Consider the following 22,819-nt stretch of genomic DNA (forward strand, 5'->3'; position numbering starts at 1 on the left):
CGATGCCATGCGAACCGACTCTTCTCCCGGCACCCTGCCGGCGCGGGAGCACCTCCCGGCCGGTAACGCCGGTACGCCTGTCCTGGACGTAGTGATCCCCGTCTACAACGAGGAGAAGGACCTCGGCCCATGCGTCCTCAGACTGCATGACCACCTCCAGCGCACGTTCCCGTACGCGTACCGCATCACCATCGCGGACAACGCGTCCACGGACACCACCCCCCAGGTGGCGAAGCGGCTCGAGGCGGAGATCGCCGAGGTGAGGTCGTTCCGGCTGGAGCAGAAGGGCCGCGGCCGTGCGCTGCGGACCGTCTGGTCCGCCTCGGACGCGCCGATCCTCGCCTACATGGACGTGGACCTGTCGACCGACCTGAACGCGCTGCTGCCGCTGGTGGCACCGCTCATCTCCGGCCACTCCGACCTGGCGATCGGTTCCCGGCTGGCCCGCTCGTCGCGCGTGGTGCGCGGCGCCAAGCGGGAGTTCATCAGCCGCTCTTACAACCTGATCCTGCGCGGTTCGCTGCAGGCCCGGTTCTCGGACGCGCAGTGCGGCTTCAAGGCGATCCGCCGCGACGTCGCACAGGTGCTGCTGCCGATGGTCGAGGACACCGGCTGGTTCTTCGACACCGAGATGCTGGTGCTCGCCGAGCGCGCGGGACTGCGCATCCACGAGGTGCCGGTCGACTGGGTCGACGACCCGAACTCGACCGTGCACATCGTGAAGACGGCGACCGAGGACCTCAAGGGCGTGTGGCGGGTCGGCAAGGCCCTGGCCACCGGTTCGCTGCCGCTGGACCGGGTCGCCCGGCCGTTCGGCGACGACCCGCGCGACCGCGACATCCAGGACGTGCCGAAGGGGCTGGCCCGCCAGCTCGTCGGGTTCTGCGTGGTCGGCGGCCTGTCGACCCTCTTCTACCTCCTCCTCTACAGCCTCTTCCGGGAGTTCTCCGGTTCGCAGGTCGCCAACGCGCTCGCGCTGCTGGTGTCGGCGGTGGCGAACACGGCCGCCAACCGGCGCCTCACCTTCGGGGTGCGCGGCCGGGGCGGGGCGGTCCGGCACCAGGCCCAGGGCCTGGTCGTCTTCGGCATCGGCCTCGCGCTGACCAGTGGCTCCCTCGCCGCCCTGAACGCGGCGAGCAGCGACCCCGCGCACTCCACCGAACTGGCGGTGCTGATCGCCGCCAACCTCGCCGCGACCGTGCTGCGGTTCCTGCTCTTCCGCGCCTGGGTCTTCCCGGACCGCGACGGAACCGGCGGCCAGGAGTCGACGGTGGTGGCCCAGCACAACCCGTCGTCCGCGACGTACACGACCGGCGGATACCAGCCGTACCAGCCGCAGGGCCCGCTCCCGCAGCGCCCGCCGTACGCCCAGAACGGCACCACGACCACTCAGTTCCGCGCCGGTGAAGCCGCGGACGGCACCTGGAGGGACGCCACCATGCAGTTGCAGCCGGTGCGCCCCCACGACACCGAGCCGGGGGACCCCCGATGAGCACCGACACCGAGCACCCGGCCCAGTGGGGCCCGCCCCCGACCGCGCCCCCCACGGCTCCCCCGCGGCCGCAGCAGGCCCCCGCCGTCCCGGCGGCGCCCGTCCCCGGCTCCGGTGAACCGAAGCAGCCGTTCGTACGGAGACTGTGGCGCGGCCGCCCCGAGGACCCCCGCTGGGTGCGCCCGGCCTTCTTCGGCCTGCTGCTCGCCACCGCGGTGCTGTACTTCTGGAACCTGAGCGCCAACGGCTACTCCAACTCCTTCTACTCGGCCGCCGTCCAGGCGGGCACCAAGAGCTGGAAGGCGATGTTCTTCGGCTCGCTGGACGCGGGCAACGCGATCACCGTCGACAAGCCCTCGGCGTTCATGTGGCCGATGGAGATCGCGGCCCGGATCTTCGGCCTGAACTCCTGGACGATCCTCGGCCCCGAGGTCCTCATGGGCGTCGGCACGGTCGCGGTCGTCCACGCCTCCGTGCGCCGCCGGTTCAGCCCCGCGGCCGGCCTGATCGCGGGCGCCGTGCTCGCGCTCACCCCCGTCGCGGCGCTGATGTTCCGGTTCAACAACCCGGACGCCATGCTGGCCCTGCTGATGGCGCTGGCCTGCTACTTCGTGGTCCGGGCCGTCGAGGACGGGCGTACGAAGTGGCTGGTGTGGGCGGGCGTGGCGATCGGCTTCGCCTTCCTCGCCAAGACGCTCCAGGCGTTCCTGATCCTGCCGGCGCTGGCGTTCGTGTACGCGGCCGTCGGCCCGCACACGTGGAAGAAGCGGATCGGGCAGCTGGCCCTGGCGACCGGCGCGCTGGTCGTCTCCGGCGGCTGGTGGGTGGCGATCGTCGAGCTGTGGCCGGCCTCCTCCCGCCCCTACATCGGCGGCTCGCAGGACAACAGCTTCCTGTCGCTGACCTTCGGCTACAACGGCCTCGGCCGCATCAGCGGCGACGAGACCGGCAGCGTCGGCGGCGGTGGCGGTGGTACGGGCACCGGTCAGTGGGGCGCCACCGGCTGGGACCGGATGTTCAACGCCGAGATCGGCAGCCAGATCTCCTGGCTGATCCCGGCCGCGCTGATCCTCCTGGTCGGCGGCCTGGTGGCCACCCGCAAGCTGAAGCGGACCTCGGTGACCCGGGCCTCGTTCCTGGTCTGGGGCGGCTCGCTGCTGATGACCATGATCGTGTTCAGCTACATGGCGGGCATCTTCCACCAGTACTACACGGTCGCCCTCGCCCCCTACATCGCCGCCGTGGTCGGCATGGGCGCGGGGCTGCTGTGGGAGAAGCGCGCCGAGCTGTGGGCGTCGATCACCCTCGCCGCCGCCGTGGTCTCGGCCGCGGTCTGGGGCTACGTCCTGCTCAACCGCACCTCCACCTACCTGCCCTGGCTGAAGTACCTGGTCCTGATCGGCGGTCTGGCCGCCGCGCTCGGCCTGATCTTCGCGGGCCGGATCTCCCGGCAGCTCGCCCTCGGGGCGGCCGCGGTCGGCCTGCTGGCCGCGCTGGCGGGCCCGACGGCGTACACCCTCTCCACGGTGGACTCCGCGCACACCGGCTCCATCCCGACGGCCGGTCCGGCGGGCGCGAGCACGATGGGCTTCGGCGGCGGTGGCGGTCCCGGCGGCGGCCGGGGCGGCATCGGCGGCGGCGCGGGCGGCTTCGGCCAGAACCAGCAGGGCGGAAACGGCACCACGCAGGGCCAGGGACAGGGCCAGAACGGCACCGGCGGCTTCCCGGGCGGCGGTACCGGCGGCTTCCCGGGCGGCACCGGCGGCGGCTTCGGCCAGAACCAGCAGAACGGCAACGGCAGCACGCAGGGCCAGAACGGCACCGGCGGGTTCCCGGGCGGCGGCCGGACGGGCGAGGCAGGCGGCATGGGCGGCGGCGGTGGCGTCGGCGGCCTGCTGAACGGCGCGACCGTCTCCTCCGAGGCCAAGGCGCTGCTGCAGAAGAACTCCTCCCAGTACACCTGGGTCGCGGCGGCCGTCGGCGCCCAGAACGCGGCGAGCTACCAGCTCTCCACCGGCGACGCGGTGATGGCGATCGGCGGCTTCAACGGCACCGACCCGTCCCCGACGCTCGCCCAGTTCGAGAAGTACGTGGCCGAAGGCAAGATCCACTACTTCGTCTCCTCCGGCACCGGCGGCGGCATGATGGGCGGCGGCAGCAGCGGCACGTCCTCGCAGATCACCTCCTGGGTCGAGAAGAACTTCAAGAAGGTGACGGTGGGTTCGTCCACCTTCTACGACCTCACGCAGAAGACGAGCAGCAGCTGACGGCTCCCTGAGCGGCGCAAGGGCGGTGACCTTCGCGGTCACCGCCCTTTGCCGTGCCCGGAAACTGCGTTGTACGCCGCATAGGGGCCGCTTCACGTGTGCTCGGGTGGGCGCCGGGATCAACGGCACGCGGGCCGAGTTCGGGAACGGGCTGGGCGTTGCGGTGCTGGGCGCGGTGCTCAGTTCCTGGGTGGCGTCGGGCAAGTCGCTGTCGGCGGGGCTCCTCAGGAAGGCGGAGAAGAATGTCGCCCAGGGGGAGGGGGGTACTTGTCCGGCGGCGGGTGCTGGTGGATTGTGGCTGGTCGCGCGGTTCCTCGCGCCCCTTCCAGGGGCGCTCTAGCATCGTCAGAAGTGGTCGTGGAGAAGGGTGTCGCTTATGGCGCGGGCCAGTGTGTGGCTGGAGGAGAAGGGCGGCAAGGGCGGGCGCAGTGGTCAGCCGTCCGGGCTCGACCGGGCCAGGATCACCTCCGCCACCGTCCGGCTCCTCGATGCCGACGGGCTCGACAAGTTCTCCATGCGGCGGCTGGCGGCCGAGCTCAACGTGACCGCGATGTCCGTGTACTGGTACGTCGACACCAAGGACGACCTGCTCGAACTCGCCCTGGACGCGGCCTTCGGCGAGCTGGCCCTGCCTGACGCCGCCGTCGGCGACTGGCGTGCGCAACTGCGGGCGCTGGCCACGGAGTACCGCACCCTGCTGGTCCGCCACCCCTGGCTCTCCCCGCTGGCCGGCCGCTATCTCAACATCGGCCCCCACTCGCTCGCCTTCTCCCGGGTGGTCCAGCAGGTGGTCCGCCGCGCCGGCCTGCCCGCCCACGGCGTGACGGGCGCGATCTCGGCCGTCTTCCAGTTCGTCTACGGCTACGGCACGATCGAGGGCCACTTCGCCGAGCGCGTGGCGGCGGCCGGCATGACCCCGGACGAGTACTTCGACACCGCGATGAACGCGGTGACCGAGGCCCCGGCGACCGCACAGATCATCGAGGAGTCCAGGGACCTCATGGCGGCACGCGGCGGCGACACCGTCGCCGAGATGCTGGACCGGGACTTCACGTTCGCGCTGGATCTGCTGATCGCGGGAATCGAAGCGATGGTGGCGAAGGGCGCCCCGTAAGGGGCGCTGGGGGCACCTCCGGCCGAAGGCCGGGGGAGGGGCTGCGCGACCGGCCACGACGCCGCCGCGGCCGACCGACGGTGTCCGCGGTGCGGGTGACGCCGACGTCGAGGCCCGCGTCCTTGGCGCGCTTCATGTCGACGACGCCCTGGGCGAACACCTCGTCGAGACCGAAGCCGACCAGGGTGGTGAACACCTCGGGACAGGTCCTCCGACCCGACGACCGGGACGCTGCCGCTGCCGGTCCACGAGCGGTCCAGCAGCGGGCCGGCGCCCCGTGGGCGACGCCGGTGCCGGCGATCAGGTCGTCCACGGCGAGGGACGCGGTGACGAGGCCCGCCCGGTCGAGGACGCCGGCCTCCGCGTGCGAACCGGCGGCTGTCCGGAACTCCGCAGCGGGCGCCGTCGGCCCCGAGCAGCGCGCACCGCGCCTACGCGTCCGGCGACGCCAGCCGCGCCGGGAACCCGCCGGTGGCCACCGGGCCCCACTTCTCCGGCGTCACCCGGATGATCGACTTCCCCTGCTTCACCATCGCCGCCCGGTACTCGTCCCAGTCCGGGTGCTCACCGGCGATGTTCCGGTAGTACTCCACCAGCGGCTCCACCGACTCGGGCGAGTCGATCACCTCGGCGCGGCCGTCCACCTGGACCCACGGCCCGTTCCAGTCGTCGCTCAGGACGAGCAGGCTCACCCGCTCGTCCCGCTTGGCGTTCCGGGTCTTGGCCCGCTCGGGGTAGGTGGAGACGACGATGCGCCCGGAGTCGTCGACCCCGCAGGTCAGCGGCGACCCCTGCGGGCTGCCGTCGGCGCGCCGGGTGAGCAGGATCGCGCGGTGGCGGGGCCGTACGAAGTCCAGCAGTTCGTCGAGGGAGACGGTGGTGTTCGTCGCGATGTTCGGTGCCATGGCGCCAGCCTAGGGGCGCCGGGCCCGCTCAGCATGTCCCTGACGGGCTCATGTTCAGGCCTGCGGCAGCGACTCGCCCTGGACCGCCTGGATCTCCAGCTCGATCTTGAGGGTGGTGCCGATGGCGGCGATGCCCGCCTGCACCACCTGGTTGTAGTTCATGGCGAAGTCCTCGCGGTGCAGCTCGGTCGTCGCGCGGAACGCGGCGCGGGTGCCTCCCCACGGGTCGGCGCCGGTGCCGAGGTAGGCGAGGGCGAGGTCGACCGGCCGTACGACACCGTGCAGCGAGAGCTCGCCGTGCACCGTCCAGCGGTCGGAACCGGCCGCCGTCAGTCCCGTCGAGGTGTAGGTGATCTCGGGGTGGCGTTCGACGTCGAGGAAGTCGGCGGAGCGCAGATGGGTGTCGCGCATGCCGTTGCCGGTGTCGATGGAGGCGGCCCGGATGACCGCCTGGACACGGGACTTGGTGACGTCGTCGGGGGCGATCTCGATCCCCGCGCTGAAGTCCGTGAACCGGCCGCGGACGCTGGAGATGCCCAGGTGCTGGGCGACCGCGCCCACCGTGGAGTGCGCCGGGTCCACCGTCCACGGGCCCGGCGGGGGCAGCTCGGTGCCGCCCTGGCGCGCCAGCGTCACCGTGCCGATCTCGGCGCGGCCGCTCGCGGTGACGATGGCGCTGGAGGCGGCGGGCGCGTAGCCCAGGGCCGTCACGATGACGGTGTACGCCCCCGGCGCGAGCGGGTTCGGGTCCCGCACCGTGCCCTCGTCGTCGGCCTCGGCACGCAGCACCTGGCTGCCGGTCATGTCGGTCACCGTGACGACCGCGTGCGACACGGCCCATCCGTCCCGGGTGCGGATCCTCGCGGTCAGTCCCATCCCGTTTCTCCCTGCAGACACTCAGACAATGACAAATTGGTCGTATGAGACCGGCCCGCGGCGGGCGCCTCCTTGTGGGCGCGCCTGCCACGGGCCGGAGTTCGAACTACTCGGCCGGGTGGGAGAGTTCGATGTCGTGGCCCTCGACACCGGCGCCCGTGACGTTCAGGGCGGTGGCGACCGGCGGGTAGCCCGTCGCGATCACGGTGTAGTCGCCGCCGTCCAGGTCGGCGAAGGCGTACGCGCCGTCCGGGCCGGTGGTGGACGTGCCGACCACGTTGCCCGCCGCGTCCACGAGGGTCACGCGGGCGTCGGCCAGCGGGCCGTGCGGGGCCCGCACGACACCCTGCAGCTGGGCGCCGGCGTCCAGGTCGACCTCGATCCGGGTGACCCCGGTGGTGCCGATCTCGACCGGCAGGGCGCGGGGCCGGTACCCGGCCGCGTTCACCGCGACCGTGACCACACCCGGCACCAGCTCGCCGAACCGGAAGTCGCCCTGGTCACCGGTGGCCGTCGTGGCCAGCAGGTCGCCGCGCACGTCGGTGACGATGACCATCGCGTCCTTGACCGGGAGCGCGTTGCCGGCGCCGCGGACGACACCGCTCAGGCCGCTGGTGCCGCTCAGCAAAATGTCATAGGGCACCGGCTCCTCGCCCACCACGACCGTGGCGGCCTGCGGCTGGTAGCCGTCGGCGGAGGCGATCAGCACGTACGAGCCCGCACCGGGCGCGTCCAGCCGGTAGGAACCGTCGAAGCCCGCGACCGCGCGGCCCAGCTGGCGGCCGGACAGCGAGATCAGGGTGACCGCGGCCTGCGCGACCGGGGCGCTCTCGGCACCGCGCACGAAGCCGTGCACCGGGGTGGCACCGGAGCCCGCCGACTGCTCGGGACCGGCGATGGTGGCCACGGCGGTGAACAGCCCGGCGGTCTCCGGCTGGGCCGCGGCCTCCGTGGTGCTGCTCACGACCGGGGCGGCCCAGCTCGGGACCTGCCGCTCCTCGGCGGGAGCCGCGACCGGCGCGGCGACGGCGGCGGCCACGGTCTCCGGGCTCTCCGCGGTCTCGCTGTTCTCGCCCTCGGCGGCCTGCGCCAGCGCGCCCTTGGTCCGCAACGGAACCTCCTTGATGAACAGGCTGATCAGGAACGCGAGGGCCGCGAGGCCTCCGGCGATCATGAAGACGTCGGCGATGGCGTGGCCGTACGCGCTCTCGACGAGGGTGCGCAGCGGCTTCGGGTACGTGCTCAGGTCCGGGATGCTGTCGGTGGACGAGCTGGAACCGGCCAGGGCGGCCTGGTACTTGGGGGAGAGGGAGGCGATGCCGTCCGTGACGTAGTGCGTGATCCGGTTGGCCATCACCGCGCCCAGCGCGGAGACGCCGACCGCACCGCCCAGGGACCGGAAGAAGGTGACCGTGGAGCTGGCCGACCCGAGGTCGGACGGGGCGACCTGGTTCTGCGTGCAGAGCACCAGGTTCTGCATCATCATGCCGATGCCGAGACCCATCAGCGCCATGAAGATCGACATCTTCCAGTACGCCGTGTCGTAGCGGATGGTGCCGAGCAGGCCGAGGCCCGCCGTCACCAGCACGCCACCGCTGACCAGCCAGGCCTTCCAGCGTCCTGTGCGGGTGATGAACTGGCCCGAGACGGTGGAGGAGATGAACAGACCGCCTATCATCGGGATCGTCATCACACCGGACATCGTCGGGGACTTGTCGCGGGCCAGCTGGAAGTACTGGCTGAAGAACACGGTGCCGGTGAACATCGCGACACCGACGAACAGGGAGGCCAGTGAGGCCATGGTGATGGTCCGGTTGCGGAACAGCCGCAGCGGGATGATCGGCTCCTTGGCCTTCGACTCGACCAGGACGAAGATCAGGCCGAGGACGATCGAGCCGCCGACCATCGTGTACGTCTGCCAGGAGATCCAGTCGTACTTGTCACCGGCGAAGGTGACCCAGAGCAGCAGCAGCGAGACGGCGGCGGCGACGAAGAACGCGCCGGCCCAGTCGACCTTGACGTCCCGCTTCACGACCGGCAGGTGCAGGGTCTTCTGCAGCACGATCAGCGCGATGACGGCGAAGGGGACGCCGACGTAGAAGCACCAGCGCCAGCCCAGCCACGAGGTGTCGGTGATGACACCGCCGAGCAGCGGGCCGCCGACGGTGGCGACGGCGAAGGTCGCGCCCAGGTAGCCGGAGTAGCGGCCGCGCTCGCGCGGCGAGATCATCGCGGCCATGACGATCTGGGCGAGCGCCGACAGACCGCCGACGCCGACGCCCTGGACGACACGGCAGGCGATCAGCATCTCGGGGTTCTGCGAGAGACCGGCGACCATGGAGCCCGCGACGTATATGACGAGGGCTATCTGGACGAGCGCCTTCTTGCTGTACAGGTCGGAGAGCTTGCCCCACAGCGGGGTGGTGGCCGTCATGGCCAGCAGCGAGGCGGTCACGACCCAGGTGTAGGCGGACTGGCCGCCGCCGAGGTCACCGATGATGTGCGGCAGGGCGTTGGTGACGATCGTCGACGACAGGATCGCCACGAACATGCCGAGCAGCAGCCCGGTGAGGGCTTCCATGATCTGCCGGTGGGACATCGGGGCGTGCTCGGCGGAGCCGGCGGCGCTGCCTCCCCCGTGCTTGGCGTGAGCCCGCACACCGGCTGGTGTGGTCGTTGCCATGGGCTTCCTTTTCTGACGTCTTATGCGGGTGTACGGGTGGTCGTCGTGGGCGTCGGTTCGAGTACGGGCGTGGGGGCGCGGGCGGCGGAGGTGACCGTGACCTTGTCCATGGCCTCGGCCGCGGCTTTCGGGGCGCCCGGTGCGGGTGCCGTGCCGACGGCGGCGGGCCGCAGGTGCGGGGCCGTGGCCCGGCAGTCGCCGAAGCTGTCCCGGAGCCGGGTCATCAGCCGGATCAGCTGGTCGACCTCCTCGTCGCTCCAGTCGTCCAGCCGCTCGGCGAGCAGCTCGGTGCTGCGCCGGGACAGTTCCTCGAGGGTCGCCTCGCCCGCGGGCGTGAGGTGCAGGATGCGGGAGCGCTTGTCCGCAGGATCGGAAGAGCGCTCGATCCAGCCGCGCTCGGCGACGTGCGCCACGTGCCGGCTGGTCACGGACATGTCCACGGCGAGCAGCTCGGCGAGCTTGCTCATGCGCATGGAGCCGTGACGGCCGAGCAGCGTCAGTACCGCCGCCGAGCCGGTCGGGCACTCGGGCGGCAGAATGCGGCCCAGGTCCCGCTTCACGGCTCCGACGGCGCTGAGCTGACGCGCCAGCTCCTCGAACTGCGCCTGCTTCGCCATCCCGCACACCTCCTCACGACCGTATTCGTTGCTTGGGGCAACCATAGAACTGCTTGGTTGCCACAGGCAAATATATCGGCGAGGAGGGGTACAAAAACTTGGCAAAGGCAAGTATTGCGAACGTAAACGCGCAGGTGGGGTGGGCCGGGTGCAATGGAGGCCCCCCACTTGGGCCGGACCCCCGGATTCGCTAGTGTCTCGGGCCATGGCTAACACCCAGGGCCCCCAGGGCAACTACGACCCCGCCGGCAGCACCCAGATGTTCCGCGCGTTCGTCGACGAGGCCCCGCAGACTCCTCAGCAGACGGCGACCACCTACTCCTCCTCCGGCCCCCGCCTCGGCCTGATCCTCGGCGTCGTCGCCGCGGTGGTCGTGGTGGCGGCGGTGGCCTGGCTCGCGTTCATGTAGGACGGCCGCCGCGGCGGCCGGTACGGCAGAGGGAACCCGGGGTCGCGTGCCCCGGGCCTTCGTCGTGCTCAGCTCCAGTCGACGGTGACCACCCGCGTCTCGACGTGCATGCCGAGCGGCACCCGCCAGTCGTCCACGCAGACCGTCCAGGTCGTCGCCTTGTGGGTGCCGGGCGCGACCGGGGCCGGCACGGGCTCCGTCGACGTGACCGTCGACCAGTCGATGCCCAGCAGGTCGATGATGTGCGTGCCGAGCGTGACCGTGCCCGAACGCACGGCCGTGCCACCGGAGTTGGCGAAGGTGACGGTCACCTTCTCGCACCAGCGCCTGTCGGTGGCCTCGCGGGTGGGGGTGCTCCAGGTGAGGGCGGCGGGCGAGGGCGATGGCGTGGCCGAAGAGGTGTCGGGCCGTGGTGAGGTGGACGCCGGCGGATCGCTTCGGGGTGGCTGGGTGCCGTCGCGGCGGGAAGCGGAGCCGGGGGAAGCGGTCGTGACGGACGGCGAGGCGGCTGTGGCGGCTTGGCCGGCCGTGGCGGCGGTCGGGGCCGGCCCGCGCTCGCCCGCCCGGGCCGTCGGGTCGTCCGCCCCCTTCGCCCCGTCCAGGGGGACCAGCGTCACCGACCCCGTCGGCCGTGCCGACGCGCTCGGTGCGCCGCCCGCGGCACCCACCGCCGTGTAGCCGCCGTGGCCGCCGCCCGCGCACGCCGCGAGCGCCGAGGCCAGACAGGCGGCGACCGCCGAGGCAGCCGTGCCGGTGCCCCACCGGCCGCCAGGCGCCCTGCGTGGCCGCACCGGACCGGCCACCGGCGCCGCGGGAGCATCGGCCCCACGGCCACTCGGCGTCCTGCGGCTCGGTGTCTCGCCGCTCGGCGTGCTGCGGATCCGCTTCCTGCGGATCTGCGTCCTGCGGGTCTGCGTCCTACGGATCCCTGTCCTGCGGAGAGGCATCGCGCCAGTGTGGCTGACGCTCCGTCAGTAAGGAACCCGTAGGCGCGATGTCAGTCGACGTCAGTCCGAGATCAGGCCCTCGCGGAGCTGGGCCAGGGTGCGGGTCAGCAGGCGGGAGACGTGCATCTGGGAGATGCCGACCTCCTCGCCGATCTGGGACTGGGTCATGTTCGCGAAGAAGCGGAGCATGATGATCCGGCGCTCGCGCGGCGGGAGCTTGGCGAGGAGCGGCTTGAGCGACTCGCGGTACTCGACGCCTTCCAGGGCCGTGTCCTCGTAGCCGAGGCGGTCGGCCAGGGAGCCCTCGCCGCCGTCGTCCTCGGGGGCCGGGGAGTCGAGGGAGGAGGCGGTGTACGCGTTGCCGACGGCGAGGCCGTCGACCACGTCCTCCTCGGAGACGCCCAGGACGGCCGCCAGCTCCGTCACCGTCGGCGAGCGGTCCAGCTTCTGGGAGAGCTCGTCGCTGGCCTTGGTGAGGGCCAGGCGCAGCTCCTGGAGGCGGCGCGGGACGCGGACCGACCAGGAGGTGTCGCGGAAGAACCGCTTGATCTCGCCGACCACGGTCGGCATCGCGAACGTGGGGAACTCCACGCCCCGTTCGCAGTCGAAGCGGTCGATCGCCTTGATCAGGCCGATGGTGCCGACCTGGACGATGTCCTCCATCGGCTCGTTGCGGCTGCGGAAGCGGGCCGCCGCGTAGCGCACGAGGGGGAGGTTGAGTTCGATCAGGGTGTCCCGGACGTAGGCACGCTCGGGGCTGTCCTCCTCGAGTGCGGCAAGGCGCAGGAACAGGGAGCGGGACAGGGTGCGGGTGTCGAGGCTCTCCGAGACGGCCGGAACTTCCTGGGCCGGAGGCGCCTCCAGCGCCGGGGCGCCGTCGATCGCGCCATCGATGCTGTCGAGCACGTCGATGGCGTCGAGCTCCTTGGGCGCTGCCTCGCTGTTCGTGGGCGTGAGCACCTTCGAGCTGCCCTGGTCTGCGGACATGCCACCCCCTTTGGGTCGCGGGACGGTCGCGGCGGCGTTCCCTGCGAGGAACGATGCCTTCACCTGAATACCGGAGCCGGAGCCCCTGCAAACGCGCTTCCCGCAGAATGTCACATGTCGGCAACACGCTGTAGTGACATGTCGACATGCGAGACGCGAATCCGCCCTGGAAGAAGGGGGTCTGACGCTTTTTCGACCCTCAACTGTCGGGAAGTGCGCTGGTGAGCGATTCGCTCGCGGCGGTGATGGCTCGATCCTGTTTGCGGTTACGGTCTCACCAAGTCGCCGGGGACGGGTCTCGGACCGGTAACGGGTCCCTGGGGCGCGGCCCTATGCCTCGATGCGGTTGGCCGAGCGCAGGCGCTGGAAGCTGCGGGCCAGGAGGCGGGAGACGTGCATCTGGGAGACGCCGAGCTCCGCGCTGATCTGGGACTGGGTGAGGTTGCTGTAGTAGCGCAGCAGGAGGATCCGCTGCTCCCGCTCGGGGAGTTGGACGAGCAGGTGGCGGACCAGGTCCCGGTGTTCCACGCCGTCCAGGGCCGGGTCCTCGTAGCCGATGCGGTCGAGGAGGCCCGGCAGCCCGTCGCCCTCCTGCGCGGCCTCCAGGGAGGTCGCGTGGTACGACCGGCCGGCCTCGATGCAGGAGAGCACCTCCTCCTCGCTGATCCGCAGCCGCTCGGCGATCTCGGCGGTGGAGGGGGAGCGGCCGAAGGCGGTGGTCAGGTCCTCGGTCGCGCTGTTGACCTGGACCCACAGCTCGTGCAGCCGGCGCGGTACGTGCACGGTGCGGACGTTGTCCCGGAAGTAGCGCTTGATCTCCCCGACCACGGTCGGCATCGCGAAGGTCGGGAACTGCACGCCCCGGTCCGGGTCGAAGCGGTCGATGGCGTTGATGAGCCCGATGGTGCCGACCTGGACGACGTCCTCCATCGGCTCGTTGCGGGAGCGGAAGCGGGCGGCCGCGTAGCGCACGAGCGGGAGGTTCGCCTCGATGAGCGCCGCGCGCACGCGGTTGTGCTCCGGCGTGCCCGGCTTGAGCTCCTTGAGCTGCCCGAAGAGCACCTGGGTCAGTGCTCGGGTATCGGCGCCCCGCCGCTTCTCCGGGGCGGGCGCGGCGGCTTGGGCGGGGGCGGAGGCTTGGGCGGGAGCGGCGGGGGTCTGGGCTGGGGCGGGCGCCTCTTCCTGGGGCGGCGCAGAACTGGCCGACACGGTCAACGCCACCTCTTCATCGGTCAATCATCCGTCAAAAGCGGTCATAGCATCACAAGACATGTGCACTGTGTGCAAGCACCTGGTAACGTCGTGTTGGGTATTAATACGGGCAAGTTGAGGCACAAGGTGCAGCAAAGCCCCCTGCCCGGCGGGCAGGGGGCTCGGGATGCTCCCGCGTCCGTCCGGCTCAGAACTCGTAGTCCGCGATCACCCATGTGGCGAACTCCCGCCACTGCGCCACGCCCGCCTGATGGGCGGGGTGCTCCAGGTACCGCTTGAGCGCGTCCTGGTCCTCGACCGCCGAGTTGATCGCGAAGTCGTGGGCGATGGGGCGGTCGCTGATGTTCCAGCCGCACTCCCAGAAGCGCAGCTCCTCGATCTGGTCGCCGAGGGAGGCGAAGGCCCGGGCGCCCGCGACGACCCGCGGATCGTCGCGCCCGACGCCCTCGTTGAGCTTGAAGAGGACCAGGTGGCGGATCATGAGTACTCCCGGCGCGGCTACTTCGCCCCGTCGGCCAGCCAGGTGAAGAAGTCACCGACGGCCTTCGCGGCGTCCGATATGCCCTGAAAGACTATCTGGATCCAGTCCGCCGCCTTGGGCGGGTCCGTGATGATCACGTAGAGCGCGAAGATCACGAGTACGTAGACGGCGATCTTCTTGGCGTTCACCGCCACCTGGCCTCTCCCCTGTCGCGTCCCCCGGGTTCCCCCGGTTGCCGGGCGCGAGTGTAACCCTCCGATCGTTTTGTATGACCAACGGCGCGATGGGCGCCGGATTTTTTCTCCGAATCTCCGGCTCTCCCCAGGGCGAACCGGTCGCGTGAACCGATCGCGGGGCCCGCTCCGATGAAGGGCCGGGACGACCGGGGAGACCCCGGCCGACCGGGGGTCGAGAGGGAGAACGCGGATGCTGATGACGGCGATGGCCTTCGGGCTCGTCACCCTGCTGCTCGTGCTCGTCGTGGCGGCACTGCTCGACTGCGTCCGCACGCCGAGGGAGCGGGTCAGGTACGTCCCGAAGTGGCTCTGGCTGCTGTTCCTGCTGCACGCCCCGGTCTTCGGCGCCCTCGTGTGGAACTACGCGGGCAAGCGTCCCGAGCAGCCGGCGTAACCGAAGGAAGGGCGGTCCCGACACGGGACCGCCCTTCCTTCGACAGCGGTAGCGGAGGGATTTGAACCCTCGGTGACTTGCGCCACACTCGCTTTCGAGGCGAGCTCCTTCGGCCGCTCGGACACGCTACCGAGGGAGACCTTACAGCACGGGAGGCCGTGCTCTGAAATCGGTATTCGGCGGCCGGGGAAGGCCCCGGCGGGCGGGTCGGCGGGCGTGTCGGAGGGCCGGTCGGCGGGCGGGTCAGCGGGTGCGGAAGAAGTCCGTGAGGAGACGGGCGGACTCGTCCGCCAGGACGCCCTCGACGACCTCGGGGCGGTGGTTCAGGCGCCGGTCGCGCACGACGTCCCAGAGGGACCCCGCGGCGCCGGCCTTCTCGTCGCGGGCGCCGTAGACGACCCGGTCCACCCGGGACTGGACCAGGGCGCCGGCACACATCGTGCAGGGCTCCAGCGTGACGACCAGGGTGCAGCCGGTGAGCCGCCACTCCCCGACCGCCGCGGCGGCCCGGCGCAGCGCGAGGACCTCGGCGTGCGCGGTGGGGTCGCCGGTGGCCTCGCGTTCGTTGTGCCCGGCCGCGAGGACCGTCGTACCGTCCGGGGACAGCACGACGGCGCCGACGGGGACGTCCCCGCCCCGGACGGCCCGGCCGGCCTCGTCCAGGGCGAGCCGCATCGCAGCCCGCCAGCGGTCGCGTACCGGGTCGGGGGACCCGGATGCCTCGGGGAGCGTCAGCGGACGGTCTCCAGGACGTCGGAGGCGCCCAGGGCCTCGGCGATCTCGTTGAGCGCGTCGTCGCTGAGTGCCAGCAACTCCTTCGCGCTCACGCCCAGGTCGTCGAGGATCGCGGCGTCGCCGACCGGGCCGGCCGGCACGGCGGAACCGTCCGCGTCGTCGTCCTCCTCGGCGTCCGGCTCACCGTCCTCGGTGCCGTCGAGGTCGAGGGCGTCCAGGTCGTCGGCCTCGTCCTTGGGCTCCCTTCCGAGCAGTTCGTCGGTGAGCAGCAGCTCGCCGTACGAGCTGCGGGCGGCGGCGGCTGCGCTGGAGACGAAGACCCGGGGGTCCTCCTCGCCGTCGACGCGCACGACGCCGAACCAAGCGTCTTCCTGCTCGATGAAGACGAGCACCGTGTCGTCGGCGTCCGGCGCCGATTCCCGGGCCAGGTCGGCCAGGTCCGACAGGGTCTCCACATCGTCGAGCTCTGTGTCGCTCGCTTCCCACCCGTCTTCGGTGCGCGCGAGCAGTGCGGCGAAGTACACCGTGACTCTCCCACTGGTCTTAGGCGTGCCGGTTGGGGGTCCCCCCGGCGGAGGTTCTGGGAGGGGAGAGCTGTGCTCCGAGCCCCGCCCACTCGGAATCGTGGCAGAAACAAGGCGTTCAGGGGACGTCTTCGGCTCCCTGTGTCTGGCAGTTTTGATCGCACGTATGCAAAGAGCCATCCATGCGCCCGTCAACGCAGTCACCAGCGCACTCGTTGCCGCCACCTGCGGATCGTACGCGGGTTTTCCCGCGGCCCACGCACGGCCTTCCCCGTGACGGACCGCAACGCGCCACAAGGAGTGGATCTTTGCCGAAGGATCGGCTTCACGTCTGTTGCCGAGTCTCGCCGTCTCTCGGCGATTCCTACCAGCGGAACGTCCGCATGCGCATCGCCTGCCGCAGCCTGGCCACCTTGGCGCGGCGGGGCTGGACCCGGTCGCGCAACGCCCGCGCCTCGGCGAGGTCGCGCAGGAACCGGGCCCGGCGGCGCCGCCGCTCGGCCTCCGTCTCACCCTCGGGCGCGCCGTACGCGCGGTCCGGCCGCTCGGGCGGCTCGGGAAGTTCCGGCACGGTCACATCACCCCCAGTCCGACACCTCCACTTTCCCCCGGATGGGGGGTTTGATGCCAGCGTGGGACTGCCCGGACGTGCGCGAGGCGGGAGAGGGCGCGGTTACTGTTGTGGACATGCGTCTCCACGTCGTCGACCACCCCCTGGTCGCCCACAAGCTCACCACGCTGCGCGACCAGCGCACCGACTCCGCGACGTTCCGGCGGCTCGCCGACGAACTGGTCACCCTGCTCGCCTACGAGGCGACGCGGGACGTGCGGACCGAGGCGGTCGACATCCAGACCCCGGTGGCCGCCACGACCGGCGTCAAGCTCGCCCGGCCGCGGCCGCTGGTGGTGCCGATCCTGCGGGCCGGGCTCGGCATGCTGGACGGCATGGTGCGGCTGCTGCCGACCGCCGAGGTGGGCTTCCTGGGCATGATCCGCAACGAGGAGACGCTGCAGGCGTCCACGTACGCCTCGCGGATGCCGGAGGACCTCTCCGGGCGCCAGGTGTACGTCCTGGATCCGATGCTGGCCACGGGCGGCACGCTGGTCGCGGCGATCCGCGAACTCATCAGGCGTGGCGCGGACGACGTGACGGCGGTCGTGCTGCTGGCCGCGCCGGAGGGCGTCGAGCTCATGGAGCGCGAGCTGGCGGGGACGCCGGTCACGGTCGTGACGGCGGCGGTCGACGACCACCTCAACGAGCACGGCTACATCGTGCCGGGCCTGGGCGACGCGGGCGACCGGCTCTACGGCGCGGCCGAGTAACGGTCCGTCCGCTTCGGCGCCGCAGGAGTGCGGGTGCGCGGGCGCCCGCGGGTCCGTCGTGGCTGGTCGCGCAGTTCCCCGCGCCCCTGTGGGGCGCTTGCCGGGCCTCGCGTCTCTTTGACCGCCGCGGCGATGAGCAGCGACCACGATGGCGGAGTTCGGCGGGGCCTCGCGGTGTCCGGCGGGGCGTTCGGCTGGGCGCCGTAGCGGTGCGGGTGCGTGAGCGGTCGCGGGTCCGTCGTGGCTGGTCGCGCAGTTCCCCGCGCCCCTTTGGGGCGCTTGCCGGGCCCCCTTCTTTTCCGCCGCGACGGCGCTCAGCCACGACGGTGCGATTCGGCGGTGCCGGGCAGCCGCAAGCCGCCGTCGGGGCGCCGCCCGTTGCGGAGCAACGCGCCATCGTGGCTGGTCGCGCAGTTCCCCGCGCCCCTTTGGGGCGCCCGGGCCCGGCTCTGCTCTCAGCAGGTCTTCTTCGTGGTTGAGGTCGTCGGCTTGGGGGCGGAGAGGGCTGTGATGGCCTTTGCTGCCGTTGCCTGGGGGGTCAGGGACTTGAAGGCGTTGCCGATGATCAGGTCGACGGCGGTGCCCTTGCGGCCCGCTTCCGTGCGCTGGTCGGCCGCCGTCACCTGGGTGGCGAGGACCGGGAGCGAGGTCTTCAGTGCGGTGGCCGGGCCGAGCAGTATCGCCGTGCCCTTGACCTTCTGGTCGAACTTCGCCGGCGCGTTGCCGACGTCGCCGATCTTGAAGCCGCGCTTCTTCAGTTCGTCCGCGGTGTCCTTGGCCAGGCCGCTCCGGGTCGTGGCGTTGTAGACGTTCACCGTGATCTGCGCCGGCTTCGGGAACACCACGGCCGTCGCACCGGCCGCGGGGCTCGCGCTGGCCGCCGCCTGCTTGACGCAGTCTCCCGCCGAGCCGGCCGCCGAGGCCGTTCCGCCGCCGCCCGTGAAGACGTCGATGAGCTGCAGGGTGCCCCAGCCGGCCAGGCCGAGCGCGGTGACGGAGGCGACCACGGAGAGGACCAGCCGGGCGCGTCGTCGGCGCGGGCGCATGCGTGGGTATTTGTCCCCTGTGATCCGGTACTGGCCACCCATGCCGGGGGGAGTCAGCATGCTCATGAGCGCAGCGTAGTGCGCCACGGGTGCGTTGACTAATAGATGATCATCCGACGGCGGACGGTCTAACCCGAAAGGGTCAACCGGCGGCAAATGCCCGATGGCCTACGGGTGTCAGTCGAGTTCGAGCACGCGCGCGTGCAGCACCTGACGCTGCTGCAGGGCGGCGCGGACCGCGCGGTGCAGCCCGTCCTCCAGGTACAGGTCGCCCTGCCACTTCACGACGTGCGCGAAGAGGTCGCCGTAGAACGTCGAGTCCTCGGCGAGGAGGGTCTCCAGGTCGAGCTGCCCCTTGGTCGTCACGAGCTGATCGAGGCGGACCGGGCGCGGTGCGACGTCCGCCCACTGCCGGGTGCTCTCCCGGCCGTGGTCGGGGTACGGCCGGCCGTTTCCGATGCGCTTGAAGATCACACGGAAAGCCTACCGGTCCAGACGTTCCGGGCGCAGCCATGGCGACCGAGTGCGACGCTGGAAAAGACGCCGTAAAGGTCATCAAGCGGGCCAAACGGGAACAGGGGGTCCGATGACGATGAGCTCCGGTGACGCCGAGGAAGCGGGTGTCAAGCTCCCCGCGGGCGCCGCCGATCCCGTGGTCGCCGGGATCGCCGCCGGGTACGCCTTCGCCGGTCAGGCGCTGGAACTCGGCGCTGTCCTCCGGGACGGCCACTGCTTTCCCGGTGCGCAGGTCCGCATCCCCCTCCCCATGCTCAACCGCCACGGCCTGGTCGCCGGCGCCACCGGCACCGGCAAGACCAAGACGCTCCAGCTGATCGCCGAGCAGCTCTCGGCGCACGGCGTCCCGGTGTTCCTGGCGGACGTCAAGGGCGACCTGTCCGGCATCGCCGCGCCCGGGCAGCCGGACGCCGGGGTCGAGGCCCGGGCGGCCGAGGTCGGCCAGCAGTGGACGGCGACCGGCTTCCCCGCGGAGTTCCTCGCCCTCGGCGGCCTGGGCCACGGCGTCCCCGTCCGCGCCACGATCACCAGCTTCGGCCCGCTGCTGCTCGCCAAGGTGCTCCAGCTCAACCGCACCCAGGAGCAGTCCCTCGGTCTGATCTTCCACTACGCCGACACCAAGGGCCTGGAGCTGATCGACCTCAAGGACCTCAGGGCGGTGGTCGCCTTCCTCACCTCGCCCGAGGGCAAGGCGGAGCTGAAGGACATCGGAGGCCTTTCGACGGCCACGGCCGGGGTGATCCTGCGCTCGCTCACCGCCTTCGAGGCCCAGGGCATGGCGGACTTCTTCGGCGAGCCGGAGTTCGACACCGCCGACCTCCTGCGCACGGCACCGGACGGCCGCGGCATCGTCTCGGTCCTCGAACTCCCCGCGGTCCAGGACAAGCCCCTCCTCTTCTCCACCTTCCTGATGTGGCTGCTCGCCGACCTCTTCCACGACCTCCCCGAGATCGGCGACGCCGACCGGCCCAGGCTGGTCTTCTTCTTCGACGAGGCGCACCTGCTGTTCGACGAGGCCTCGAAGGCGTTCCTGGACTCGATCACGCAGACCGTGCGCCTCATTCGCTCGAAAGGAGTCGGCGTCTTCTTCGTGACGCAGACCCCGAAGGACGTACCGTCCGACGTCCTCGGCCAGCTCGGAAACCGCGTCCAGCACGCGCTCAGAGCCTTCACCCCCGAGGACCAGAAGGCGTTGCGGGCCACCGTGCAGACCTTCCCGAAGTCGTCGTACGACCTCGAGGAGCTGCTCACGGGGCTCGGCACCGGCGAGGCCGTGGTGACCGTGCTCGGCGAGACGGGCGCCCCGACGCCGGTCGCGGCGACCCGGCTGCGGGCCCCCCGGTCGCTCATGGGGCCGGTCGACGCGGCGGAGCTGGACGCCGCGGTGCGCGGGTCCGCGCTGCACGGTCGTTATGCACAGGCTGTGGACCGGGAGTCGGCGTACGAGAAGCTGCAGCGGACGCCGGCCGAGCCGCAGGCTCCCGCAGCGCGCGGAGAAGCGGTGCGCAGAGAAGAACCCTCGCTGGTCGAGCAGGTGGTCGGCAGCGGAATGTTCAGGTCCCTCGCCCGGTCGGTGGGCACGCAACTCGGCCGTGAGATCACCCGGTCGCTGTTCGGCACGGCCCGCCGGCGCCGGTGAGCCGGGCGCCCGCACAGGACACCCGGCTCGGCCACGGCTCGGTTCCGGCTCGGCTCCGCGGGGTCAACCGCGTTTCTGCGCCTGCGCCTGCCGCCGCGGCTGCGGCGTTTCGGCCGTCTTCGTCTCCGGTTTCGGTGTGCTGCGCACGGCTTCCGCGCGCAGCAGGGCGCGCAGGACCGCGTACGGGTCTGAGGACATGACGGTGTTCCTTGCGTAGAGCTGACTGAGCTGACTGACCTGGGGGAGTGCGGGACAGGCCGGTCTCTCAGCAGCGCAGGACCACGGTGCGCAGCAGGGGCGTGGCGTACGGCGGACGCGGTGCCGTCGGGCAGGGCCGGTGGCGGTCCGCCGGGCCGGCGGGGGCCGGGCCGGGGAGCGGTGCGGGGCGCTGGGGTACGTCGACGCGGTCGACGGGGCGGGCGGGCAGCCGCAGCGGGATGTCGGGGACATCGTGTTCGACGGTCTCCGCCGAGACGGCCGGGGCTGCCACGGCGAGCGCCTCGGCCGCCGTCGGGACGCCGGCCAGCAGCAGGGCGAGCAGCAGCACGAGCACCCGCGGCCAGGCGGGGCCCGGCCGCGGGCGGCGTCCCGCCGAAGGACCGCTGCTCATGCCGGTCATCTCCCCGCGAAGTGGCCGCTGTTCACCGCGCGGGGCCCGAGAACCGCTCGCTCGGCGTACCTGCGGGGCGCGAGGTTGACGAAGCGGACGGGGTGACGCCGACGTGGCCGGCGCCGCCCACGAGTTCCGCGCCGCCCACGAGTTCCGCGCCGCTTACGAGTTCCGCGCCGCTTACGAGTTCAGCGCCCCTCACGAGTTCCGCGCCGTTCACCAGGCCCGCACCGTTCACGAAGCCCGCTCCCGTGAAGCCCGCGCACGCGAGGTCCGCGTCCACGAGGCCCGCGCCGACGAGGCCGGGGTTCACAGGGCCTGCGGAATCTGCTTGGCGCGGCCGCGGATGCCGAACGCCGTGACGATCTCGACGACGCCCACGACGACCAGCCAGATACCGGCGACCAGGGTGAGCACCGCGACCGACGTGAACGGCGAGACGATCAGCACGACGCCGGCGATGAACGTGACGATCCCGAGGAAGACCTGCCAGCCCCGCGCGGGCACCCGGGAGTCGGAGACGGCGGCCACGGTCTGCGTGATCCCGCGGATCAGCCAGCCGATGCCGATCCACAGGGCGAGCAGCAGGATCGACTCCAGGGGGCCGCGGAAGCAGAAGAGGCCCAGCACGATCATCAGCGCGCCGCTGATGAAGGCCAGCACGCGCAGCGACGTCGCCCGGTGCGTGCCGAAGGCGGCGACCAACTGGAAGACACCGGCGAACAGCAGGTAGATGCCGAAGAGCACACCGGCGGCGAGCAGCGAGGCGCCGGGCCAGAGGAGGACCAGGACGCCGAGGATCAGGGAGGCGATCCCGGTGAGCAGGACGATCTGCCAGGCGGCCCGGGAGAGGGCGTGCAGCGGTCCCTCGAAGGGCGGTTCGGGCTCATGCCGAGCGGTGCCGGTGGCGTGCGCCTTCCGGTCGTCGTCGGCGGGGCCGGTGCTGGGGGGCTCGGTCATGGTTCCAGCTGAGACCGGGGAAGGCGGCGATGCCAGCAGGGAGGGTCTGATCGGATGACGCCCCGAGAACCACGGCCGCCCCGCCCGACACCCCCGACGGCTTGACCCAGCCCGACGCCCCCTACGACTTTTCCCCGCCCTTCGCGGCCTTCGCCGCCGCCTTCATCTCCTGCTTGTGGGCCCGCACCTTCGCCAGCGACTCGGGCCCGGTGATGTCGGCCACCGACCGGTACGCCGCCGCCTCCCCGTACGCCCCGGCGGCCTCCCGCCACCCCGTCGGCGTCACCCCGAGCTGCTTGCCCAGCAGTGCCAGGAAGATCTGCGCCTTCTGCTTCCCGAAGCCGGGCAGTTCCTGCAGCCGCCGGAGCAGCTCCGCCCCGCTGCCGGCGTCACGCCAGATGCACTCGGCGTCACCGTCGTAATGCTCGACGAGGTACTGGCACAGCTGCTGGATCCTCTTGGCCATGGAGCCGGGATACCGGTGCACGGCCGGCTTCTCGGCGAGCAGCGCGGCGAACGCCTCCGGGTCCTGGGCGGCGATCTCGTGCGCGTCCAGGTCGTCGGTGCCCATGCGCCGGGCGATGGTCGCCGGCCCCTTGAACGCCCACTCCATCGGCACCTGCTGGTCGAGGAGCATGCCGGTGAGCGCGGCGAGCCTGCTGCGGCTGAGGAGTTCGTCGGCCTCGGGGTCCTGGGCGAGGTGCAGGGCGGGGGAGTCGGTGTCGGCGTCCATGGCTCGATGATCCCGCGCCAGGACCGGCGCCGCGCGCTCGCCGCGGCCCGCGCTCCCCCGGCCTCCGCGGCTCCCTCACCCTCGCGTACGATTCCTCCGCGATTCAACTTAGG

General features: G+C 71.7%; 25 protein-coding genes, 1 tRNA gene and 1 pseudogene. 7 read left to right on the top strand and 20 right to left on the bottom strand.

Annotation, left to right across the window (positions count from 1 at the left end):
• The first annotated feature begins 7 nt into the window (after positions 1-7).
• The 3 genes from ACZ63F_RS28650 to ACZ63F_RS28660 all read left to right on the top strand — a co-directional run bounded on the left by ACZ63F_RS28650 (position 8) and on the right by ACZ63F_RS28660 (position 4,873).
• Positions 8-1,492, top strand: coding sequence for a bifunctional glycosyltransferase family 2/GtrA family protein (locus ACZ63F_RS28650; protein WP_469715040.1), 1,485 nt, complete (start codon positions 8-10; stop codon positions 1,490-1,492).
• Entirely contained in the window at positions 1,489-3,759 is a 2,271-nt protein-coding gene (locus ACZ63F_RS28655) for a glycosyltransferase family 39 protein (RefSeq protein WP_469715041.1), read from the top strand. Before ACZ63F_RS28650 ends, ACZ63F_RS28655 begins: the two co-directional genes overlap by 4 nt.
• A gap of 376 nt (positions 3,760-4,135) precedes the next feature.
• Positions 4,136-4,873: a TetR/AcrR family transcriptional regulator gene (locus tag ACZ63F_RS28660; protein WP_469715042.1), complete on the top strand. Its 738-nt coding sequence runs from the start codon at positions 4,136-4,138 to the stop codon at positions 4,871-4,873.
• Between the two features lie 79 nt (positions 4,874-4,952).
• Here ACZ63F_RS28660 and ACZ63F_RS28665 read toward each other — a convergent pair.
• The 5 genes and pseudogenes from ACZ63F_RS28665 to ACZ63F_RS28685 all read right to left on the bottom strand — a co-directional run.
• A pseudogene (locus ACZ63F_RS28665) lies at positions 4,953-5,288 on the bottom strand (NmrA family transcriptional regulator); the annotation flags it as partial.
• A gap of 16 nt (positions 5,289-5,304) precedes the next feature.
• The gene (locus ACZ63F_RS28670; RefSeq protein ID WP_093501042.1) at positions 5,305-5,778 is read right to left on the bottom strand and encodes a PPOX class F420-dependent oxidoreductase; all 474 of its coding nucleotides are present in this window, start codon (positions 5,776-5,778) and stop codon (positions 5,305-5,307) included.
• A 54-nt stretch (positions 5,779-5,832) separates the two neighbouring features.
• Positions 5,833-6,654, bottom strand: a complete 822-nt coding sequence (locus ACZ63F_RS28675) for a YceI family protein (protein ID WP_352365856.1) — start codon at positions 6,652-6,654, stop codon at positions 5,833-5,835.
• A gap of 106 nt (positions 6,655-6,760) precedes the next feature.
• Positions 6,761-9,253 (bottom strand): MFS transporter, encoded by a 2,493-nt coding sequence (locus ACZ63F_RS28680; protein ID WP_469715195.1) that lies wholly within the window; start codon positions 9,251-9,253, stop codon positions 6,761-6,763.
• Positions 9,254-9,357: 104 nt separating this feature from the next.
• Positions 9,358-9,954, bottom strand: a complete 597-nt coding sequence (locus ACZ63F_RS28685; RefSeq protein WP_469715046.1) for a MarR family winged helix-turn-helix transcriptional regulator — start codon at positions 9,952-9,954, stop codon at positions 9,358-9,360.
• 205 nt (positions 9,955-10,159) lie between these two features.
• On the opposite strand from ACZ63F_RS28685, the gene ACZ63F_RS28690 reads away from it, so the two are divergent.
• Positions 10,160-10,363 carry a hypothetical protein gene (locus ACZ63F_RS28690; protein ID WP_294006520.1) on the top strand — a complete coding sequence of 68 codons (204 nt, stop codon included), beginning with the start codon at positions 10,160-10,162 and terminating at the stop codon, positions 10,361-10,363.
• 68 nt (positions 10,364-10,431) lie between these two features.
• Here the strand turns inward: ACZ63F_RS28690 and ACZ63F_RS28695 are convergent, their stop codons facing one another.
• The 5 genes from ACZ63F_RS28695 to ACZ63F_RS28715 form a co-directional block, all read right to left on the bottom strand.
• Positions 10,432-11,310, bottom strand: coding sequence for a hypothetical protein (locus tag ACZ63F_RS28695; RefSeq protein ID WP_469715049.1), 879 nt, complete (start codon positions 11,308-11,310; stop codon positions 10,432-10,434).
• Between the two features lie 60 nt (positions 11,311-11,370).
• A complete protein-coding gene (locus ACZ63F_RS28700; RefSeq protein ID WP_469715052.1) occupies positions 11,371-12,297 on the bottom strand; it encodes an RNA polymerase sigma factor SigF in 927 nt (308 codons plus the stop codon).
• 330 nt (positions 12,298-12,627) lie between these two features.
• Positions 12,628-13,512 carry an RNA polymerase sigma factor SigF gene (locus ACZ63F_RS28705; protein WP_469715198.1) on the bottom strand — a complete coding sequence of 295 codons (885 nt, stop codon included), beginning with the start codon at positions 13,510-13,512 and terminating at the stop codon, positions 12,628-12,630.
• A gap of 184 nt (positions 13,513-13,696) precedes the next feature.
• Positions 13,697-13,990: a Dabb family protein gene (locus ACZ63F_RS28710; RefSeq protein WP_351960344.1), complete on the bottom strand. Its 294-nt coding sequence runs from the start codon at positions 13,988-13,990 to the stop codon at positions 13,697-13,699.
• A 17-nt stretch (positions 13,991-14,007) separates the two neighbouring features.
• Positions 14,008-14,184, bottom strand: coding sequence for a hypothetical protein (locus ACZ63F_RS28715; protein WP_352365847.1), 177 nt, complete (start codon positions 14,182-14,184; stop codon positions 14,008-14,010).
• A gap of 232 nt (positions 14,185-14,416) precedes the next feature.
• On the opposite strand from ACZ63F_RS28715, the gene ACZ63F_RS28720 reads away from it, so the two are divergent.
• The gene (locus ACZ63F_RS28720) at positions 14,417-14,620 is read left to right on the top strand and encodes a PLDc N-terminal domain-containing protein (protein WP_469715055.1); all 204 of its coding nucleotides are present in this window, start codon (positions 14,417-14,419) and stop codon (positions 14,618-14,620) included.
• Positions 14,621-14,666: 46 nt separating this feature from the next.
• Here ACZ63F_RS28720 and ACZ63F_RS28725 read toward each other — a convergent pair.
• The 4 genes from ACZ63F_RS28725 to ACZ63F_RS28740 all read right to left on the bottom strand — a co-directional run bounded on the left by ACZ63F_RS28725 (position 14,667) and on the right by ACZ63F_RS28740 (position 16,450).
• Positions 14,667-14,751: transfer RNA gene (locus ACZ63F_RS28725), tRNA-Ser, on the bottom strand.
• 112 nt (positions 14,752-14,863) lie between these two features.
• Complete coding sequence (gene tadA, locus ACZ63F_RS28730; RefSeq protein WP_352365843.1) at positions 14,864-15,295, bottom strand: tRNA adenosine(34) deaminase TadA; 432 nt, start codon at positions 15,293-15,295, stop codon at positions 14,864-14,866.
• A 56-nt stretch (positions 15,296-15,351) separates the two neighbouring features.
• On the bottom strand, positions 15,352-15,879 hold the full coding sequence (locus tag ACZ63F_RS28735; RefSeq protein ID WP_469715058.1) for a tRNA adenosine deaminase-associated protein: 528 nt from the start codon (positions 15,877-15,879) through the stop codon (positions 15,352-15,354).
• A gap of 364 nt (positions 15,880-16,243) precedes the next feature.
• Entirely contained in the window at positions 16,244-16,450 is a 207-nt protein-coding gene (locus ACZ63F_RS28740; RefSeq protein WP_352365840.1) for a hypothetical protein, read from the bottom strand.
• 116 nt (positions 16,451-16,566) lie between these two features.
• Between ACZ63F_RS28740 and upp the strand changes: the two genes are divergently transcribed.
• Positions 16,567-17,202: a uracil phosphoribosyltransferase gene (upp, locus tag ACZ63F_RS28745; protein ID WP_189262743.1), complete on the top strand. Its 636-nt coding sequence runs from the start codon at positions 16,567-16,569 to the stop codon at positions 17,200-17,202.
• Between the two features lie 455 nt (positions 17,203-17,657).
• Here the strand turns inward: upp and ACZ63F_RS28750 are convergent, their stop codons facing one another.
• Entirely contained in the window at positions 17,658-18,314 is a 657-nt protein-coding gene (locus ACZ63F_RS28750) for a LytR C-terminal domain-containing protein (RefSeq protein WP_469715060.1), read from the bottom strand.
• Positions 18,315-18,425: 111 nt separating this feature from the next.
• Positions 18,426-18,722, bottom strand: coding sequence for a type II toxin-antitoxin system VapB family antitoxin (locus ACZ63F_RS28755; RefSeq protein ID WP_003999914.1), 297 nt, complete (start codon positions 18,720-18,722; stop codon positions 18,426-18,428).
• Positions 18,723-18,840: 118 nt separating this feature from the next.
• Between ACZ63F_RS28755 and ACZ63F_RS28760 the strand changes: the two genes are divergently transcribed.
• The gene (locus ACZ63F_RS28760) at positions 18,841-20,403 is read left to right on the top strand and encodes a helicase HerA-like domain-containing protein (protein WP_469715199.1); all 1,563 of its coding nucleotides are present in this window, start codon (positions 18,841-18,843) and stop codon (positions 20,401-20,403) included.
• A gap of 63 nt (positions 20,404-20,466) precedes the next feature.
• On the opposite strand, the gene ACZ63F_RS28765 is transcribed toward ACZ63F_RS28760, so the two are convergent.
• The 4 genes from ACZ63F_RS28765 to ACZ63F_RS28780 form a co-directional block, all read right to left on the bottom strand.
• Positions 20,467-20,601, bottom strand: coding sequence for a hypothetical protein (locus tag ACZ63F_RS28765; RefSeq protein WP_469715062.1), 135 nt, complete (start codon positions 20,599-20,601; stop codon positions 20,467-20,469).
• A 67-nt stretch (positions 20,602-20,668) separates the two neighbouring features.
• Positions 20,669-21,013, bottom strand: a complete 345-nt coding sequence (locus ACZ63F_RS28770; RefSeq protein WP_469715064.1) for a hypothetical protein — start codon at positions 21,011-21,013, stop codon at positions 20,669-20,671.
• A 309-nt stretch (positions 21,014-21,322) separates the two neighbouring features.
• Positions 21,323-21,973, bottom strand: coding sequence for an HdeD family acid-resistance protein (locus ACZ63F_RS28775; RefSeq protein ID WP_469715067.1), 651 nt, complete (start codon positions 21,971-21,973; stop codon positions 21,323-21,325).
• Positions 21,974-22,094: 121 nt separating this feature from the next.
• Entirely contained in the window at positions 22,095-22,706 is a 612-nt protein-coding gene (locus tag ACZ63F_RS28780; RefSeq protein WP_469715069.1) for an HhH-GPD-type base excision DNA repair protein, read from the bottom strand.
• Positions 22,707-22,819: the final 113 nt, after the last annotated feature.

Source organism: Streptomyces sp. NPDC104761, from assembly GCF_055583445.1.

Coding starts and splice junctions, on each gene's coding strand:
- upp (WP_189262743.1), top strand. CDS start 16,567: ATGCGTCTCCACGTCGTCGACCACCCCCTGGTCGCCCACAAGCTCACC.
- ACZ63F_RS28660 (WP_469715042.1), top strand. CDS start 4,136: ATGGCGCGGGCCAGTGTGTGGCTGGAGGAGAAGGGCGGCAAGGGCGGG.
- ACZ63F_RS28750 (WP_469715060.1), bottom strand. CDS start 18,314: ATGAGCATGCTGACTCCCCCCGGCATGGGTGGCCAGTACCGGATCACA.
- ACZ63F_RS28760 (WP_469715199.1), top strand. CDS start 18,841: ATGAGCTCCGGTGACGCCGAGGAAGCGGGTGTCAAGCTCCCCGCGGGC.
- ACZ63F_RS28675 (WP_352365856.1), bottom strand. CDS start 6,654: ATGGGACTGACCGCGAGGATCCGCACCCGGGACGGATGGGCCGTGTCG.
- ACZ63F_RS28765 (WP_469715062.1), bottom strand. CDS start 20,601: ATGTCCTCAGACCCGTACGCGGTCCTGCGCGCCCTGCTGCGCGCGGAA.
- ACZ63F_RS28655 (WP_469715041.1), top strand. CDS start 1,489: ATGAGCACCGACACCGAGCACCCGGCCCAGTGGGGCCCGCCCCCGACC.
- ACZ63F_RS28690 (WP_294006520.1), top strand. CDS start 10,160: ATGGCTAACACCCAGGGCCCCCAGGGCAACTACGACCCCGCCGGCAGC.
- ACZ63F_RS28685 (WP_469715046.1), bottom strand. CDS start 9,954: ATGGCGAAGCAGGCGCAGTTCGAGGAGCTGGCGCGTCAGCTCAGCGCC.
- ACZ63F_RS28770 (WP_469715064.1), bottom strand. CDS start 21,013: ATGAGCAGCGGTCCTTCGGCGGGACGCCGCCCGCGGCCGGGCCCCGCC.
- ACZ63F_RS28710 (WP_351960344.1), bottom strand. CDS start 13,990: ATGATCCGCCACCTGGTCCTCTTCAAGCTCAACGAGGGCGTCGGGCGC.
- ACZ63F_RS28695 (WP_469715049.1), bottom strand. CDS start 11,310: ATGCCTCTCCGCAGGACAGGGATCCGTAGGACGCAGACCCGCAGGACG.
- ACZ63F_RS28775 (WP_469715067.1), bottom strand. CDS start 21,973: ATGACCGAGCCCCCCAGCACCGGCCCCGCCGACGACGACCGGAAGGCG.
- tadA (WP_352365843.1), bottom strand. CDS start 15,295: ATGCGGCTCGCCCTGGACGAGGCCGGCCGGGCCGTCCGGGGCGGGGAC.
- ACZ63F_RS28650 (WP_469715040.1), top strand. CDS start 8: ATGCGAACCGACTCTTCTCCCGGCACCCTGCCGGCGCGGGAGCACCTC.
- ACZ63F_RS28680 (WP_469715195.1), bottom strand. CDS start 9,253: ATGTCCCACCGGCAGATCATGGAAGCCCTCACCGGGCTGCTGCTCGGC.
- ACZ63F_RS28720 (WP_469715055.1), top strand. CDS start 14,417: ATGCTGATGACGGCGATGGCCTTCGGGCTCGTCACCCTGCTGCTCGTG.
- ACZ63F_RS28670 (WP_093501042.1), bottom strand. CDS start 5,778: ATGGCACCGAACATCGCGACGAACACCACCGTCTCCCTCGACGAACTG.
- ACZ63F_RS28700 (WP_469715052.1), bottom strand. CDS start 12,297: ATGTCCGCAGACCAGGGCAGCTCGAAGGTGCTCACGCCCACGAACAGC.
- ACZ63F_RS28780 (WP_469715069.1), bottom strand. CDS start 22,706: ATGGACGCCGACACCGACTCCCCCGCCCTGCACCTCGCCCAGGACCCC.